A 16,682-nucleotide genomic window follows, 5' to 3' on the forward strand; every position below is an offset into this window, starting at 1 on the left:
GACACGGCGGTCGAATCCACGAGTTGGCGACTTACCGCCCGCTCGAAACCGGGACACTCGTACGCAACAACTCTACTGATATTGATCCGAAATGGGAAATATTAACACCGAAGGTATGCGTATCGAATTTTGGGGTGACGCCCTGCCCCCGGCGGAATAAAATGACAGACCGTAGTGGCCCTCACCGAAGGCTACTGGCCGAAGGCACACGACGAACTCGGTGCGGCCGAGGACACGGCCGCTGCCGGGCGACCGTCCGAGCCGAAACCGGTAGCCGACAGGTTTCGGTCGCTGGACTGTCACTCAGAAAGCCCCCCGGGGCCACGCGGGACGCCGAGGCCCGGCGATAGGCACCGTGTTGAAGCCGCGTCGAAGAACTCCCGCGGATCCGTTTTCCGCGTCATCACTCCGTTTTCGGCTCGAGTTCTGCGGCGTCGAGTTCTTCGTTGAGAAATGCTCGCCCCTCGTCCGTGAGGCGGTAGAGTCCCTGGGCGATCCGACTGACCAGACCGTACTCCGCGAGTTTCGAAAGCCGCACGCTGGCGTGACTCCGGGAACAGACGTCGAAGTTCTCGACGGCCTGTGGTGTCAAATTACCCTCATCTCGCATCGTTTCCAAGATGTGCTCGTCGACCGGACGCATCCAGTCGGCCCGTTGTCGTGCCACGTCTATGGTGGGCCGGTTCGTAACCATAGGTTTACCGACTTGTATGAAATTGGTAATGAAACGTCATAAATCGATACCGAACCGTTACATTCTGATTGTAAATCGTTAGAAAAATATAAACGAACGGAGGCCGACCACTCGAGTGAGTCGGCTCCATCGGATTCTGACAGTCCGACGTACCCCTGCACGCCGGAGTCGGGTCACCATCACAGGAGAGACCGCCCATGCAACCCGAACGATCCAACCCTGAAGACGCACGTTTCCCCACTAACAGTCGTATCGCCGCCCGATCTCGCGTCCGCGACGATTCACCAGACCACCAGCCGTCGCCGACCTCCTCACGTCCCGACGAGGTACTCGCGGACGGCGGGCGCGAGCCCGGATCCATCGAGTCCCGTCTCGAGGAGATCGACAAACAGGCCGAAATCGTCCTCGAGACCGTCGATGAACGGGATCTCGAGGCGACCGCCAGACGCGCCGTCGAGAGCTATCTCGAGACGATTCGATTCGAGATTGCGGCCGTGGATCACCTTCTGGAACGCGATGTGCCGTCCGACGACGATACCTGACTCACGCGACGCGCACGATCAGTGCAGGCCGATGGCTGATTCGGAGGCCGCGACCGTCGTCGCTCGCTGCTATCTGCGCCGACGGACGACGCTACTGTGAAGCTGCTCGAGACGACGGTGTGACGTAATCGCGCGGCTGCTCGAGGTAATCGGGAAAACGGTGACCGAGTGACGAATGCGGCTACTGATTGGTCAGCAGGCGACGCAGGATGTCACCATAGGCGGGTCGGGTGATGATAACCCCGATGAACACGCCGAGGATGGTGATGATGGCGAACCCGCGGAGGTCACCGAGGCTCAACACGGCCAGCGGCGAGAGAGCGACAACGGTCGTCGCGGCGGCCCCGCCGATGACCCAGAACGCTTTGCGGAATCGCGACTGGAAGACTCGAGCGGAGTTGACGTCGCCTTCGTCCATCACCTCGTCGGCGATGATCACGAGGTCGTCGACCCCGGTCCCGACGACGGCGATGAACCCGGCGACGTGCGAGAGATCGAGCGGCATGCGTATCAGCGCGGCAAAGCCGAGCAGGATCACCACCTCCGCCATCGCGGTGACGATCATCGGGAGCGCAACGCGGGTGTCCGTGTAGCGAGCGTAGACGACGCCGCTGACGGTGATCACGGAGAGCAGTCCGATCAGCAGCGAGTACTGCTTGAACTGCTCGGCGTGGGACGGCTCGATCGAGTAGATCTGACTGTTTTCGAAGTCGAGCGGGGCGCGCAGACTGCCAGCCCGGAGGTTAACCGACAGCGACTGGGCGTCCTGCTGGTTCTGTGCGCCCATGAAGAACGACGGATCGTTCGCCCAGTTGCCACGTCTCATGTTCGTTGCGAGGCCCGATCCGCCACCCGAACTGGTGTCACCCATACTGTGGGCAGCGACGGTCTCGTTGTCGACTTCTGTCAATAGACAGTAGCTCCCGCTACCTTCGCCGAACTGAAAGTTCCCATTTTCTTCAGGCAGGTCACATTTACCGACGCCCTCGCTGGTAAACCCAAGGTCGTTCATTTGCTGCTGGAATTCGCTGGCCGAACTGTCGCGTACCTGTACCGGGACGACGTAATACGGTTCGCCAGGGGTATCCTCACCACGGAGTTCGGGTGCATCAACGCTTGCGATGTCCTCGTTAGTCAGCACCGGTTTTTTGGTCTGATTTCCGTCCTCGCCCGGGTAATAGGCGACGACCTGGACGACCCCGCGCTCGGAGAGCAGCGTTCGAAGTTCGTTCGAGTCCATGTTCGGCACTTCGACGACGATGTAGTGTTCATCGTTGAGCGTCGACGCCTCGTAGACCGTGCCGCCGGAGAGCCCCGCTTCGTTGATCTTCGTCTGTATCGTCGAAATCATTTGATCGCGGGTCTGTTCGGTGACGCCGTCGCGAATGTCGTCTTCGGACGCATCGGCGTTCGCTTTCTGCAGTGCGGCGGCGAACTCCGCTTCGGTCACGTTCTCGACGAATACCTCGGCAGTAACGGTCCCGTCGTCTTGCACGTCGACGGTGGCATCCGCCTGGTCGACGCCGAGTTCCTGGTACAGCGTCGATTCGATACTATCGAGTCGCTGCTGATCGACCTCTCCGTTGTCACTGACCGCATCGGGCGCGACGTTCTCGGCGGTCATCCCTGTGACCGGAACTCTGATCCTCGTTCCGCCGTCTAAGCTGAGGCCGAACTCGAGATTGGTCGGACCGCTTTCGATGCTTTCCTCGGCGAGGCTGTCGTCGGCGACGATGCCGCCGGGAACGAACAGGGCGACGACGGCGAAGGTGAGAAACAGGACGAGCATGAGGACACGCCAGTTCCCTTTGATCGCGTCGAGCGCGCTCATGATCGGATCCCCTCGAATTTGTACCAGCGCAGGAGACTCAGGTTTAGCATGTAGGTGTTCATCAGATCGGCTGCGAGGCCGACGAAGAGGATGGTCCCGATCGATTGCAGGAGGTCGATGTTGAAGACGAAGGCGGTGACGGCCATGACGAGCATCGCCGCCATGGACGTGATCGTCATCGTGACCCCAGTCTGCATCGCGCGGAACGTGCTTTCGTAGAACTCACCGCTGCGGCGCAGGATGTGATTGTTCAACAGGATGTCGGAGTCGACCGAGTAACCGATCAACATCAGGAGGCCGGCGACCGTCCCCAGCGAGAGGGGAATGCCGGTAAGGCGCATGAATGCGAGCGGGATCACCAGATCGGAAAACGCGGAGATGACGATCGCGATCGACGGGACAAACGTCCGAAAGAGCAGGAAGGCGACGGCGCTCATGCCGAGGAACGCGACGACGAGCCCAAGGAGGGCCGTTTGCTGGCTCTGCTGGCCGAAACTCGCCGACGTCGACGAAACCGACTGGACGAGTTCGCTGTTGCCGTCTTGCTCGAGGTTCTCCCTGGCCTGTTCGCTCAGGGTCTGTGAGTCCGTCTCGGAGAATCGGACGATGTACTCGTTCCCCCCGGCCCCGGTCACCGATTCGGGCTGCTCCTCGAACGCCGCCGGGATCTGGCCCTCCGGCGTCGTCGTCTGGACCGTCAATTCCGTCCCACCGGCGAAGTCCATCCCGAGCGGGACCGGCGTGCCGTAGACGAGAAACGAGCCGCTGAGGACGAGCAGTGCCACCGCGAGAACCGCGAGCGGAACCGCCGCGAGTTGGCGGTTACTGTACCGGGGATAATCGATCTCCGGTACGTCGAAATACGCCATATACCCGATCACTCGAACCCCCCCGAAGTAAGTTTTCTCAATTCCGACAGCATCTGACGCCGGCCGCGCGGCGACTGGAACGGAGCGGAGTCGACGCCCGGCCGATTCTGCAGCGTTCAGTCCGGCAGATACCGAACGCTCACCGCCTCGTCGTCGGCCGAATGCCGGACTTCAACGCGCACCGCTTCGAGTCGGGCCGCTCGAGCGACCGTCTCATCGTCTTCGAGGACGTCTTGCGCCGCGGATACGACCTCTTCCTCGGGAACGCAAAAAACGTGGATCTCGCCGGTCCCAGCCCGTTCTTCTCGAACGAGGTCGCCGATTTCGGCCTCGGCAGCCAGTTCCGTTGCGTGTTGGGTCGGCTCGAGGTCGCTGTCGACCAGCTCGATCGACCGTCGTTCCGCGACGTCGATCACCTCCCAGGCGACTTCCAGGGGCGGCTCCGGCGCGACGGTCGCCTCGAGGACGTCGTGGACCTCGAGGCCGGGGTTCGACGCGAGGGTGTGGACCTGTGCGGTGTCGACGTCGCGGACGATGGCCGATTCGGTTTCGGCGTGCGTGACGACGAAGGTTCCCGTTTTTTCGGACATGGTCGGCCATAGATCGGGAACCGGTTTCCGGGTTTCGGCTTTTCTCCGGGGCGCAATCCGTTGCTACTGGCGATGCTGCGGACGCGAGGAACGCCGCATTCGGTCCGTCTCGCGGTGGTTCGGTGCGACGGCTGATACACGGTAGCCGACCGCAACGTCGGAGACGGGAAATGAGCGGTTCGTCACGGAACGCCTTTATCACAGGCGGTCGCGTGCTGAGTTATGAACGTCGACATCGGTAACGCGCTCGCCACTGTCGCGTCGCCGGGCGTCTCGCGGGACTCCCTCGAGCGTCTGGACGAGCAGGTTGCGGACGCCCACGCTCGAATCGAGCGCGGGATGGCGAACGCGGAACACGGCTATGAAGCATTGAATCTCCCGGAGCGGGTCGATCCGGACGAAATCCTGACCGCGGTCGAGCCGATTGCCGACGCCGAGACGATGATCACCGTCGGCATCGGTGGAAGTTCACTCGGCGCGGCGACGATTACGAACGCCCTGGATTCGGACACCGAGGCCGTCTTCCTCGACAACGTCGATCCCGAGTGGGTCTCGTATCACCTCGATCGCGTGTCCTTCGAAAACGCGGCGATCAACGTCGTGTCGCGATCGGGGACGACGGCCGAAACGCTTGCGAACTTTCTGGTCGTCCGCGACGCCTTCGAGTCGGCCGGCGTCGACTGGACCGAGCGGACGATCGTCACGACCGGCGAGTCCGGTCCGCTTTGCGACCTCGCGGACCGCCACGATCTCCCCTCGCTGACGGTCCCCGACGGCGTTCCGGGGCGGTTCTCTGCGCTCTCGGCGGTCGGCATGGTCGCCGCAGCCGTCTGCGGTCACGACCTCGAGGCACTGCTCGAGGGGGCAGCCGCCGAAGCCGATACCCTCTCTGAATCGCTGTTCGACTGCCCGGCGTACGCGTACGGTGCGACGACCTACGCCCTGGACGGACGCGGGGCCGGCGTGAACGCGATGATGCCGTACGCGGAGTCCCTCGAGACTGTTGCCGAGTGGTTCGCCCAGCTGTGGGCCGAGAGCCTTGGAAAGGACGATCTTGGCCAGACCCCGGTCCGGGCGCTTGGCGCGACGGATCAGCACTCGCAACTACAACTGTACCGAGCCGGCCCGCGGGACAAACTCGTCACGTTCGTCACGCCGCGAAACGGCGGCGACCGGCCGATCCCGGACACCGACGTCGAGGAGCTGGCGTATCTCGGCGATTCGACCCTCGGGACGCTACTCGAGGCGGAGTTCGAAGCGACGGAGGCGAGTCTTGCTGCCGCCGGTCGGCCGAACGTCCGCGTGGAAATCGACCGCGTAGACGAGTACGAACTCGGCGGACTGCTGTACGGACTGGAAGCTGCATGCGTTCTCGCAGGGGAACTCTACGGCGTCAACACGTTCGAGCAACCGGCCGTTGAGTGGGCGAAAAAGGCGACTCGCGGCTTGCTCGGCGGGGGCGAGTTCGCGGAAACTGCGGCCGTCGCCGAAAAGACGGAACTTCGAATCGAACGGTAGTTCTCTGTCGGACCGGCTCCCGGCATCAACCTGTAGCGGTGCGCCTATGAGTCCTCGCACGAACACTGAGGTATGACCGAGACTGCACGGGCCGACGACGCCGGTCCGATCGCGTCCGAAGTGGTGCCCGGGATCGGGACCACCCTCGCGGGAATCACGATGGTCGCCATGCTCGTTCCCGTCCGCCGCGGCGTCGACGATCCCGTCGTCCTGGCGGGGATGGCTTTCTCCGTCACCGCCGTTCTCGCCTTCTTGGCCCGACGTCACGGATACATAAAGCCCCGGATCGCCGCACCGGTCGCGGCCGTCTCGAGCGTCGTAGTCGTCTTGCTCGCTGGATATTCCCTGAATCAGGGCGTAATGGCACCGCTTGCCGTGCCATCGATCCCGTTTTCGATACCGATCGTCTTCGTCGGATTCGTTACGGCTGGGCTGACTGCTGGCATCGGCGTCGCGGATTACTACGGGATCGGCCCCGGTGGCCTCAAACGGCGGAGTCGACGGACGCTCAACCTCACGGTCGTCGGGCTCGCGGGACTGATCGTCCCGCAACTCGTAATGGTCGTCCTTTTGATTCCGGTTTCTCCGATGGTCGGGACGCTTTCGGGGATCGAACGGCTCGTCGCAACGCAGATCATTAGTCAACTCGGCGTCGTCATCGGAACGACAATCGTCGTCGGCAGCTTTCTCCGGATGACCGATCACGACCTGTCGTTTATCGACCTTCGATGGCCGACGCTGCGCGAGATCGGCTGGACTGTCGTCGGGTTGATCGTCCTCCTCGTGACGCTGTATGCGATCACCGTTCTCATGCAATCGGCTGGCGTCGAAAGTTCGGAGCACGCGACGGCCCAGCAGGCCGAGAATAACCCCGAACTGTTACTGGTACTGGTCCCGATTGCCATCCTGATTATCGGCCCGTTCGAGGAACTGCTCTACCGGAACGTGATCCAGAAATCGCTGTACGGTGTGTTTTCGCGGTTCGGTGCCGTAGCGGTTGGAAGCGTCATCTTCGCGGGCGTTCACGCGCTCGCGTACGCAACTGCCGGATTGGGAGCGGTGATCGCAAGTCTCGGCACCGTCTTCGGCCTCTCGATCGTTCTCGGGACGATATACGAGCGGACCAGGAACCTGTTCGTGCCGGCGCTAATACACGGCCTGTATAACGCGCTCGTATTTGGAAACCTCTATTTCGTATACGCCTGAAAACGTGCCTTCGACGGCCTACTACGACGGGTTCTTTCTGGCTAGTTCCGTTCCGCAGATCGGACACCGATCCTTCTGTTCGTCGAACTCGCGGCCACAGCCCTGACACTGGAACGACCAGTGGCGCTGTTCGTCGATGCCGTCACGTGCGATTACTTTGACGTCGACGTTTAACTTCTCAGCGACGTTTTGCATCGCGTAGTCGTCGGTGACGAGGACGCCGTCGAGTTCGAAACTCGCCGCGACGAGGCGAACGTCGGTGTTAGAGAGGACGTCGAGATCTCCGGATTCGCGGGCCGCGCGCTGGACCTTTTCCGTGGTGTCTCCGTTGGGAATGTGAATGTGCATCCCGGATCCCTCCATCGCGTCGTAGCGATAGGCGCTTTCGTCCTCGAGTTCTTCGCGGACGAGCGGGATAGTTGCAGTCTGTTCTGTCGTATGGAAGTCGTGGATAAAAGCCGAGGAGTCGAGAACGTACATACCGTTAGCGCTGGACGACGATGTAATCTTTCACCGCTTGGACGCGGTTGACGGGAACGAGGAAGCGGCCGGCGTCGTTGAGTTCGAGGTCGACGCCGCGGCGCGATATCGCTTCGTCTGGTTCGATGACGAGGTCGTGAAGCGTCCCCGATTTGAGATCCATCGTAATGTTGTAGAGCAGTCCGAGCTCGGTGCCGTCTGACCCCATGACGGACTTCCCCGAGAGGTTTTCAGCGAGTATATCGCTCATGCATCCCCGTACTTACTAATCGGTATTAAAGACCACGGGGACCGCGTGAAACGCCGTCGGAGTCCGGCCGTCGCCAACGAGCCAGCGGTTAGAACGAGTGACACGATCCGACCCCGATCGGGTGACGCGAACGACCCGCCGGCGCCAAAGCGACCACCCCTTCGACCTGCGACTGGGCCGTCTGACGACGGTCGCGACTCGCCGTTTCGAGCGCGGCGCCGGGAACTCCGATGACGATGGGTTTAACTACGGCGCTACGGACGATTTAGGTAAGACCTTCTCGGGTGGTTCATCATGTCGGACACGGACACACGCGACCCCACATCTCTCAGAACGCCGATCGTCGCCGTCCTCGGACACGTCGATCACGGCAAGACAAGTCTCCTCGACAAAATCCGCGGCTCCGCGGTCATCGAGGGCGAAGCAGGTGCGATCACCCAGCATATCGGTGCTACCGCCGTCCCGCTGGACATCATCTCCTCGATCGCCGGCGACCTCGTCGATCCTGACGATTTCGACCTCCCCGGTCTCCTCTTTATCGACACGCCCGGTCACCACTCCTTTACGACGCTTCGTTCCCGCGGCGGCGCGCTGGCCGACATCGCCATCCTCGTCGTCGACGTCAACGATGGTTTTCAGCCCCAGACGCTCGAGGCCCTCGACATCCTTCGTCGCTCTCAGACGCCGTTCATCGTCGCGGCGAACAAAATCGACACCGTTCCGGGCTGGAACGCATCGGAGGACTCGCCGATCAACGACACGTACGAGTCTCAGTCCGATCGGGTACGCCAGCGCTTAGACGAGCGTCTCTACGAGATCATCGGCAACCTCTCCGACGAGGGCTTCTCCGCGGATCTGTACTGGCGAGTGCAGAACTTCCAGCGCAACGTCGGCGTCGTCCCCGTCTCTGCGATGACCGGTGAAGGGGTTCCAGATCTCCTGACCGTCATGATGGGACTCTCCCAGCGTTACATGAAAGAGGAGATGGAAATCGACGTCACCGGCCCCGGCGTCGGCACCGTCCTCGAAGTCAAAGAGGAGAAGGGCTTCGGGACGACGATCGACACGGTCCTCTACGACGGGACGATCAGGGCCGACGATCAACTCGTCGTTGGCGGGATGAACGAGCCGATCGTCACCGACGTTCGCGCGCTGCTCCAGCCCCGTCCGCTCGCCGAAATTCGCACCGAAAGTCGCTTCGAAAAAGTCGACGAGGTGTCGGCCGCAGCCGGGATCAAGGTCGCCGCGCCCGAACTCGCAAACGCGATGGCTGGTGCACCAGTCCGGGTCGTCCGCGACCGTGACCTGGACGACGTCATCGAGGAAGTCCAGGCCGAACTCGCGGACATCGCCGTCGACACCGCCGAGGAGGGCGTCGTCGTCAAAGCCGACACGTTGGGCAGTCTCGAGGCAATGGCCGACGCGCTGGGCGACGCGGAGGTCCCGATCGTCCGCGCGGAGGTCGGCGACGTCGCGCCGCGGGACGTCTCGGTCGCCTCGACGGCCGACGACTCGAAACAGAAGGTAATTCTGGGATTCAACGTGGACGTTCTCGACGATGCGGAAGACCGAGCGGAAATCGAGGACGTGACGATCTTTACGGACGAGGTCATCTATCAATTGATCGAGGAATACGAGGAGTACGTCGAGGGGATCGAACGAGCCCAGCAGGATACCATCCTCGAGAACATCACCCGCCCCGCTCGATTTCGCATTTTGCCCGATCACACGTTCCGCCAGAACGATCCCGCGGTCGTCGGCGTCGAAGTAAATTCGGGGACGATCCGAAACAACACGAACGTCGTCAAATTCGAGGGCAACGAACCCGAGCGAGTCGGCCAGATAAAGGGAATTCAAGAACAGGGCGAGGACGTCGACGAGGCCCGCGCAGGCAATCGGGTCTCCGTCGCGATCGACGGTCCGACCGTCGGCCGCCAGATCGAGGAGGACGACGAACTCTGGGCCGAAATCCCCGAGAAACACGCGAAGATCTTAGAGCAGGAACTTGCGAGCGAAATTCCGGGTGACGAACTCGAGTCGCTGAACATGTACCTCGACAAACAGCGCAGTCGGGATCCTTTCTGGGGCAAGTAGCTACCGTCGGCGGATTCGCCGGGCCAATCTGTTCTCCCGCTGTGGCTCCGGTCAATCGCTTGGGGGTTTGCTCTCGCCTCCGGGCGCTCGTCGGGACGCGATCGGACGGCGGCTGCCCATCGTCGGGGGATCGGGCTTGCCCCACGGATCGAACGCGGCCGTACGCAGTAGATACGATACACTTCGCGCACCCGCGGCTCCCGGAAGCGCCGACCACATTTCAACTACGGTGACAATACTGCGGCCCGAACTTACTCCTTTCTTGAAATGGAAGGCCCGACTATTCATCGGGGTAACATGTCGATCCACCTCCCTTTCTATGCCACTTTGATCGCGCTGTCGGCTCTCGTATCGGCCGCGGTCGGGTTCATTTCCTGGCGAAACAGGGATATTCCGGGCACTCGCCCTCTCGCCGTGCTCATGGCTGGCGTGACGGTCTGGGGGTTCGCAAAATTGCTCGAATTGTTCAGCACCGGTCGCTCGGCGACGATTTTCTGGGCGAACGTTCAGTACACCGGAATCGTCGTCGTTCCCGTCGCGTGGCTGGTGTTCGCGTTTCGATATACGGGTCGCGACGGCTGGCTGAACAGGTGGACACTGGGGTCGTTGATGGTGGTGCCGGTGCTCGTCTATTCGCTGCTCTGGACGAACGATTTCCACGGCCTCTTCAGGACGGTCAACGGCATCTATCGATACGGTTCGCTATCGGTTCCCAACACGACACCCGGACCGGTGTTCTGGCTTCACACCGGCTATTCCTATCTGCTGTTGTTCGTCGGGTCGTGGGTGATCGTCCAGTTGATACTGATGTCCGACTACCAGTACTACGGACAGGCGATCGGATTGCTAATCGCCGTGTTCGTGCCCTGGATCGGCAACGGGCTCTTTCTCGCCGAGGTCATACCCGATGGTTTCGATCCGACGATCGTCTCGTTTTCCGCCACCGGACTGATTTTTCTGGGACTCGTCTCGCGTCACCGACTCCTGGAACTCGTCCCCGCTGCGAAAGAGGTCGCGCGCGACGAACTCATCGATACCATGAGCGATGCGGTTCTCGTCGTCGACGGCCGAGAACGAGTCGTGGATGTGAACCCGGCCGCACGGTCGATTCTCGGATCTGACAGTTCGGCCGTAATCGGCCGACAGCTCGACGCCGTTTGCCCGCCGCTGGCAGACGCCGTCGAAACGCCGATTCCTGACGACCCCGAGGCGGCACAGACGGAACTCTCGCTGATTGACGACGACAAACGCCGCTACTACGACGTCCGCGTGTCGAATCTGACGCGGGGGTACGGACTCGTGACCGGAATGCTGATCAGTCTGCGAGACGTCTCCGAACAGCGCCAGCACGAACAGCGCCTGAACGTTCTCAACCGACTCCTTCGCCACGATCTCCGGACCGAACTGAACGTCATCGAGGGCCACACCTCGTTGCTGGCCGACGAACTCACGGATTCGACCCTCCGGGAACATACTGACCGTATCGATACCGCCGTTTCCACTATCATCGAACGAAGCGAGAAGTTCGCTCGCGTCGCCAGGCGGTTGGACGCCGACCGCTCCAAACCGGTCGATCTCGCTGCGGACGTTGCGACGCTCGTCGAAACCACGCGCCAGGCGTACCCCGACGTCCGGATCACGCTAACGAATCCCGATGAGGCCTGGACGACCGCCGGACCGGTCATCACGACCGCACTCGAGGAACTCGTCACGAACGCGATCGAGCATGCGGATCGTCCTGATCTCGAGATCTCGGTCACCGTCACGGTCGGTCAGGAGGACGGCCGCGATGTCGTGCGCGTTCGGGTCGCCGATAACGGGCCCGGAATCCCCGACGACGAACTCGAACCGATCGTACAGGGCGCGGAAACGCAGTTGATGCACAGCACCGGGGTCGGGCTCTGGCTCGTCACGTGGATCGTTCGGGAAACCGGTGGCGACATCGATATCTCCGGCGGAGAATACGGGTCGACAGTGGAGATGACGCTCCCCCGGGCCAGCGCCGATGGCCGCGAAGCAGAGACGAGTTCGTGACGGTGTCATCGCTTCGGCGGTGACTCGACCGGGACACCAGCGGATTGGGGCACACGGCGGATTCGGAGAGGGGCGATATCGCGGCGAGCGTCGTCGCGGGCGGGAATCGACGAGCTATCGTGCCATCGTCGCCCGGCCCGAGACGGTCTGGGACTTCCGAGAACTACCCTGTAAGCATTAACACGACGCTCGTGGTGAGCGCAGCCATGCTCGTACACGTACGCCAGTACAAGCACGAGGAGGTGCAGTTCGACGACAATCGGACGACCGGTGAATCCCAGACCGAAGACGCGGTGAACCCGGACTCGGAGCAGTACTTCGGCACGGACGTCGACGAACTCGACGTCGAGACGTGGGATACCATCGAGCACGAAGGCGATCCGATCCAGCGCCGCTCGCTCACGATCGACGGGGTCACCGCCGTCTCCGTCCCGAAGGAGCCGACCGACGCGGACGATCCGGACCTCCCCGGGCAGACGATTCAGTTGCGCATGGGCGGGGGGATCGAAAACATCGCACAGGCCGAGATCGTCGAGGTGCAGGACCTCGAGGTCGAAGAAGGGGCTGCCGAGGGGACGGCGTCTCAGGACGACGAATCCTCCGGCAAGGAATCGATGGACGACGAGCCCTAGGCACCGCAGCTGTCGGTTCCTGAAATCCGATCGTGCTCACGAAGTCGTCGATCGGTGAGTGATCCGTCTCCGTCGCTTCTGGACGGATTCCTCCCCTGTATTAAGCCACGACGAACCGGCGGTTCGTCACGCTACTCGTTCGCGTTCAGTTGCGCCGCGTGCGCGTTCGATTCCCTCGAGAATGCTTTCGGGGTCGTCGTCGAGGGGTTGCAGGGAGGGCTCCGCGACCGATTTGTGCTCGTGGACCATCGGGAAATTGCTGTCATGCCACATGAAACAATGCAGGGCTCGAGTGCGAGATACCTTCACCCGTCTTTCGATCCAGCGTGCGGTGGCTGGGGACAGAACGACCGCCAACCGAGAGTGACAACGCCTGTCGGGGCAGTGCGTTCCCGAAATCGTTTTCAATCGGTCGCGCGCACACTCGGTATGCCGACGGAATCGGACACTCATTATGACCCCTCGCTGGGGAACAAGTTCATCTTCGTCACCGGCGGCGTCATGTCGGGGCTCGGCAAGGGGATCACGGCCGCGAGCACCGGCCGACTCCTCAAAAACGCCGGGTTCGACGTCACCGCGGTGAAGATCGATCCGTATCTGAACGTCGACGCCGGGACGATGAATCCGTACCAACACGGGGAAGTCTACGTCCTGGAAGACGGTGGCGAGGTCGACCTCGATCTGGGAAACTACGAACGGTTTCTGGACATCGACATGACCTCCGATCACAACATCACGACGGGCAAGACCTACCAGCACGTCATCGAGAAGGAACGAGCCGGCGACTATCTCGGGAAGACCGTCCAGATCATCCCGCACATCACCGACGACATCAAACGCCGCATTCGCGAGGCCGCCGACGGCACCGACGTCTGCATCATCGAGGTCGGCGGTACCGTCGGCGACATCGAGGGGATGCCCTACCTCGAGGCGCTTCGGCAGTTCGCCCACGAAGAACCAGAAGAGAACGTCCTCTTCACCCACGTCACCCTCGTCCCGTATTCGAAGAACGGCGAGCAGAAAACGAAGCCGACACAGCACTCGGTCAAGGAGGTTCGCTCGATCGGCCTCCAGCCGGACGTCATCGTCGGCCGGTGTGACGACCGGCTCGAGCCCGAGACCAAGGAGAAGATCGCGCTGTTCTGTGACATTCCCACCGAGGCCGTGTTCTCGAATCCGGACGTCGACGACGTCTACCACGTTCCGCTGATGGTCGAAGAAGAAGGACTCGACCAGTACGTCCTGGAACACTTCGGGCTGGCCGACGAGGCCCTGCCGCCCGCAGAGCGAACGAACGACTGGCGCGAGATCGTCACGACCGACAAAACCGGAACGGTCGACGTCGCGCTGGTCGGCAAGTACGACCTCGAGGACGCGTACATGTCGATCCACGAATCGCTGAAACACGCCGGCTTCGAGGTCGGCGTCGACGTCGACGTCCACTGGGTGGCCGCCGACGAACTGAGCGACGGTCACGACGACCAACTCGAGGGGGTCGACGGGATCATCGTTCCCGGCGGGTTCGGCATGCGGGGCTCCGAAGGCAAGATCGAAGCGGTCCGATACGCCCGCGAGAACGACGTCCCCTTCCTCGGGCTCTGTCTGGGCTTCCAGATGGCAGTCGTCGAGTACGCACGAAACGTACTGGGCCTCGAGGGCGCACATTCGGCCGAAATGAAAGACGAAACGCCGCATCCGGTTATCGACATCTTGCCCGAGCAGTACGAAGTCGAGGATCTCGGCGGGACGATGCGTCTGGGCGAGCACACGACAGTTATCGAACCCGAGACGCTGGCTTACGAACTCTATAGCGATACGTCCTGTTCCGAGCGCCACCGCCACCGTTACGAGGTCAACCCCGAGTACTTCGACCATTTCGAGGACGAACCCCTGATATTCTCGGGCACCGCCGGCAACCGGATGGAGATCCTCGAACTCGAGACGCACCCGTTTTTCCTCGGGACGCAGTTCCATCCCGAGTACACGTCCCGTCCCGGTCAGCCGAGCCCGCCGTTTCTCGGCCTGATCGAAGCCATCCTCGAGCAGACCGACGTAGACGGCGTAACCGACGAATCCGACGCGGATACCGAAACCGAGGTAACTCACTGATGGTAAACACCGAAACGTTCGTTCCCGACGCAGTTGCAGAGATCGACGAGGAAATCGGCGACGCCAACGCCGTCATCGCTCTTTCGGGTGGCGTCGACTCCTCGGTCGCCGCCGCCTTGGCCTACGAGGCCATCGGCGACCGCCTGAATCCGGTGTACGTCGATACCGGGTTGATGCGGAAAGGCGAGACCGACCAGATCCGCGAGACGTTCGACTACATGGAATCGCTCCGAATCGTCGACGCGAAGGATCGATTCCTCGAGGCGCTGTCCGGCGTCACAGACCCCGAGGAGAAACGCGAGGTTATCGGCGAGCAGTTCATCCGCGAGTTCGAGCGCGAAGCGAAAGACGCGGACGCGGACTACCTCGTCCAGGGGACGATCTACCCCGACCGCATCGAAAGCGAAGGCGGGATCAAATCCCATCACAACGTCGGCGGCCTCCCTGACGTGGTGGACTTCGAGGGAATCGTCGAACCGGTCCGGGACCTCTACAAGGACGAGGTTCGCGAGGTCGCCCGCCACCTCGGACTCGATGAAATCGTCGCCGAACGAATGCCGTTCCCGGGTCCGGGGCTGGCAGTTCGGGTCATCGGAGAGGTTACCGAGGAGAAACTCGAGGTCGCTCGCCACGCCTGTTACGTCGTCGAAGACGAACTCGAGGAGTACGAGCCATGGCAAGCGCTGGCGGCCGTCATCGGCAAAGCGACGGGTGTCAAAGGTGACAATCGAGTCCACGGCTGGGTCGTCTCCGTGCGCTCGGTCGACTCGCGAGATGGAATGACCGCCCGCGCCCAGGAAATCGACTGGGAGACGCTCCAGCGTATCCAGTCGCGGATCACCGGCGCAAATGAAAACGTCGCTCGCGTCGTCTACGACGTGACCCACAAACCGCCCGCGACTATCGAGTACGAATGAGCCAGACCTCGACCGCAGTCGTCGCCGGTCCCGACGAGAACGGCATCGCAGCGGCACTCGAGAACGAAGGCGTCGACGTAACTCGCCTCGACGGGATCATCTCTCGGCCCCAGCTCGAGGAGGCAGGAATCGTCGGCGCGGACCTGTACGTCTTGACCGACATCGGACAGGCAACGACGATTCCGATCGTCTGTGACCTGAACGACGACGTCCGTACCATCGTCTACACCCCCAAAACGGCACCCGAGTTCGTCAAGGGGCAACTCGACCTCGCGATCGATCCCCGACTCATAACTGCGTCCGTCGTCGCCGACGAACTCGTCGACTGACGCCGACGGCCGGTCGCTCTCCAGTCGCGAGTCTCCCCAGTATCGAGGGAGACGGTTCCAGACAACGGTCTGGAACCGATCGGCGCCCGAGTCGCTATAGTAAGCGTATAAACTGTCTCGAGTTCGGTTTCGGTGGGATTAATTCGCGTTAAACTCGGCGGAATTCGGTATAAGATCGGTATACCATCACCGCCGTTCAAGTAGCAGTCGCCAATAGCAGAGGATGGAGGTCGACGGGCAGACCCCACCGATGGCACCCACCACCTGTTCCCGCGACTTCCAGCAACCCCACCACAGCACCCTTCCCCCACTACTGCCAACCGATTCTCGTTGACGCGGGCCTTCCCCACCGGCTCGCGTCATACCCTGCAATTCTGGCAATCGGGACGCGGCGGTTTCGCTGCGTCCCGGGGATGGACCGTTCTGATTGTTCCGTGGTTCGACCGATACGAACCGCCAGTTATCGGACCATATGGCGAACGCCGTGATCAGCATCACCTTCGGAGTAGACCGAACGAGCGCCCTTCGCTCGTCATCGAACGACTCACTCGGCTGTCCGCGCTCTCCGCTGGTAGCCGTTTTGTCGA

At 62.0% G+C, this 16,682-nt stretch carries 16 protein-coding genes; 9 read left to right on the top strand and 7 right to left on the bottom strand.

What is annotated here, in order from left to right; genetic code table 11:
• Nucleotides 1–403: 403 nt before the first annotated feature.
• Nucleotides 404–643 (bottom strand): ArsR family transcriptional regulator, encoded by a 240-nt coding sequence (locus tag HYG82_RS37010; protein ID WP_179264594.1) that lies wholly within the window; start codon nucleotides 641–643, stop codon nucleotides 404–406.
• 248 nt (nucleotides 644–891) lie between these two features.
• Here HYG82_RS37010 and HYG82_RS37015 point away from each other — a divergent pair, with 248 nt between their 5' ends.
• Nucleotides 892–1,236 (top strand): P-loop NTPase family protein, encoded by a 345-nt coding sequence (locus HYG82_RS37015; protein ID WP_179262578.1) that lies wholly within the window; start codon nucleotides 892–894, stop codon nucleotides 1,234–1,236.
• 181 nt (nucleotides 1,237–1,417) lie between these two features.
• On the opposite strand, the gene HYG82_RS37020 is transcribed toward HYG82_RS37015, so the two are convergent.
• The 3 genes from HYG82_RS37020 to HYG82_RS37030 all read right to left on the bottom strand — a co-directional run bounded on the left by HYG82_RS37020 (nucleotide 1,418) and on the right by HYG82_RS37030 (nucleotide 4,526).
• Nucleotides 1,418–3,067, bottom strand: a complete 1,650-nt coding sequence (locus tag HYG82_RS37020; protein WP_179262580.1) for a preprotein translocase subunit SecD — start codon at nucleotides 3,065–3,067, stop codon at nucleotides 1,418–1,420.
• Nucleotides 3,064–3,936 (bottom strand): protein translocase subunit SecF, encoded by an 873-nt coding sequence (secF, locus tag HYG82_RS37025; protein WP_179262582.1) that lies wholly within the window; start codon nucleotides 3,934–3,936, stop codon nucleotides 3,064–3,066. The genes HYG82_RS37020 and secF overlap by 4 nt, the downstream gene beginning before the upstream one ends.
• Nucleotides 3,937–4,052: 116 nt before the next feature.
• Entirely contained in the window at nucleotides 4,053–4,526 is a 474-nt protein-coding gene (locus HYG82_RS37030; RefSeq protein ID WP_179262584.1) for a DUF5812 family protein, read from the bottom strand.
• A 222-nt stretch (nucleotides 4,527–4,748) separates the two neighbouring features.
• Between HYG82_RS37030 and HYG82_RS37035 the strand changes: the two genes are divergently transcribed.
• Together HYG82_RS37035 and HYG82_RS37040 are read left to right on the top strand one after the other, a co-directional pair.
• Nucleotides 4,749–6,044 carry a glucose-6-phosphate isomerase gene (locus HYG82_RS37035; RefSeq protein ID WP_179262586.1) on the top strand — a complete coding sequence of 432 codons (1,296 nt, stop codon included), beginning with the start codon at nucleotides 4,749–4,751 and terminating at the stop codon, nucleotides 6,042–6,044.
• A 72-nt stretch (nucleotides 6,045–6,116) separates the two neighbouring features.
• Nucleotides 6,117–7,250, top strand: coding sequence for a CPBP family intramembrane glutamic endopeptidase (locus HYG82_RS37040; RefSeq protein WP_179262588.1), 1,134 nt, complete (start codon nucleotides 6,117–6,119; stop codon nucleotides 7,248–7,250).
• A 21-nt stretch (nucleotides 7,251–7,271) separates the two neighbouring features.
• Here HYG82_RS37040 and HYG82_RS37045 read toward each other — a convergent pair whose 3' ends face one another.
• Both HYG82_RS37045 and HYG82_RS37050 read right to left on the bottom strand, forming a co-directional pair.
• Nucleotides 7,272–7,730 carry an NOB1 family endonuclease gene (locus HYG82_RS37045; protein ID WP_179262590.1) on the bottom strand — a complete coding sequence of 153 codons (459 nt, stop codon included), beginning with the start codon at nucleotides 7,728–7,730 and terminating at the stop codon, nucleotides 7,272–7,274.
• A 4-nt stretch (nucleotides 7,731–7,734) separates the two neighbouring features.
• Nucleotides 7,735–7,980, bottom strand: a complete 246-nt coding sequence (locus HYG82_RS37050; protein ID WP_179262592.1) for a PRC-barrel domain-containing protein — start codon at nucleotides 7,978–7,980, stop codon at nucleotides 7,735–7,737.
• Between the two features lie 294 nt (nucleotides 7,981–8,274).
• On the opposite strand from HYG82_RS37050, the gene infB reads away from it, so the two are divergent.
• From infB to HYG82_RS37065, 3 genes are all read left to right on the top strand, one after another.
• Nucleotides 8,275–10,074: a translation initiation factor IF-2 gene (infB, locus tag HYG82_RS37055; RefSeq protein ID WP_179262594.1), complete on the top strand. Its 1,800-nt coding sequence runs from the start codon at nucleotides 8,275–8,277 to the stop codon at nucleotides 10,072–10,074.
• 297 nt (nucleotides 10,075–10,371) lie between these two features.
• Complete coding sequence (locus HYG82_RS37060; RefSeq protein WP_179262596.1) at nucleotides 10,372–12,108, top strand: sensor histidine kinase; 1,737 nt, start codon at nucleotides 10,372–10,374, stop codon at nucleotides 12,106–12,108.
• Nucleotides 12,109–12,314: 206 nt separating this feature from the next.
• Entirely contained in the window at nucleotides 12,315–12,740 is a 426-nt protein-coding gene (locus HYG82_RS37065) for a hypothetical protein (protein ID WP_179262598.1), read from the top strand.
• Between the two features lie 126 nt (nucleotides 12,741–12,866).
• Here the strand turns inward: HYG82_RS37065 and HYG82_RS44350 are convergent, their stop codons facing one another.
• Nucleotides 12,867–12,989 carry a hypothetical protein gene (locus HYG82_RS44350; protein ID WP_284145003.1) on the bottom strand — a complete coding sequence of 41 codons (123 nt, stop codon included), beginning with the start codon at nucleotides 12,987–12,989 and terminating at the stop codon, nucleotides 12,867–12,869.
• 180 nt (nucleotides 12,990–13,169) lie between these two features.
• Here HYG82_RS44350 and pyrG point away from each other — a divergent pair, with 180 nt between their 5' ends.
• Genes pyrG through HYG82_RS37080 form a run of 3 tightly spaced genes read left to right on the top strand, consistent with a single transcriptional unit; the run spans nucleotide 13,170 to nucleotide 16,095 of the window.
• On the top strand, nucleotides 13,170–14,849 hold the full coding sequence (gene pyrG / locus HYG82_RS37070; protein ID WP_179262600.1) for a glutamine hydrolyzing CTP synthase: 1,680 nt from the start codon (nucleotides 13,170–13,172) through the stop codon (nucleotides 14,847–14,849).
• A complete protein-coding gene (gene guaA, locus HYG82_RS37075) occupies nucleotides 14,849–15,766 on the top strand; it encodes a glutamine-hydrolyzing GMP synthase (RefSeq protein WP_179262602.1) in 918 nt (305 codons plus the stop codon). The genes pyrG and guaA overlap by 1 nt, the downstream gene beginning before the upstream one ends.
• Nucleotides 15,763–16,095, top strand: coding sequence for a DUF7126 family protein (locus HYG82_RS37080; protein ID WP_179262604.1), 333 nt, complete (start codon nucleotides 15,763–15,765; stop codon nucleotides 16,093–16,095). Before guaA ends, HYG82_RS37080 begins: the two co-directional genes overlap by 4 nt.
• Nucleotides 16,096–16,682 lie beyond the last annotated feature (587 nt).

It is taken from the genome of Natrinema halophilum (genome assembly GCF_013402815.2).
Taxonomy (GTDB): Archaea; Halobacteriota; Halobacteria; order Halobacteriales; family Natrialbaceae; genus Natrinema; species Natrinema halophilum.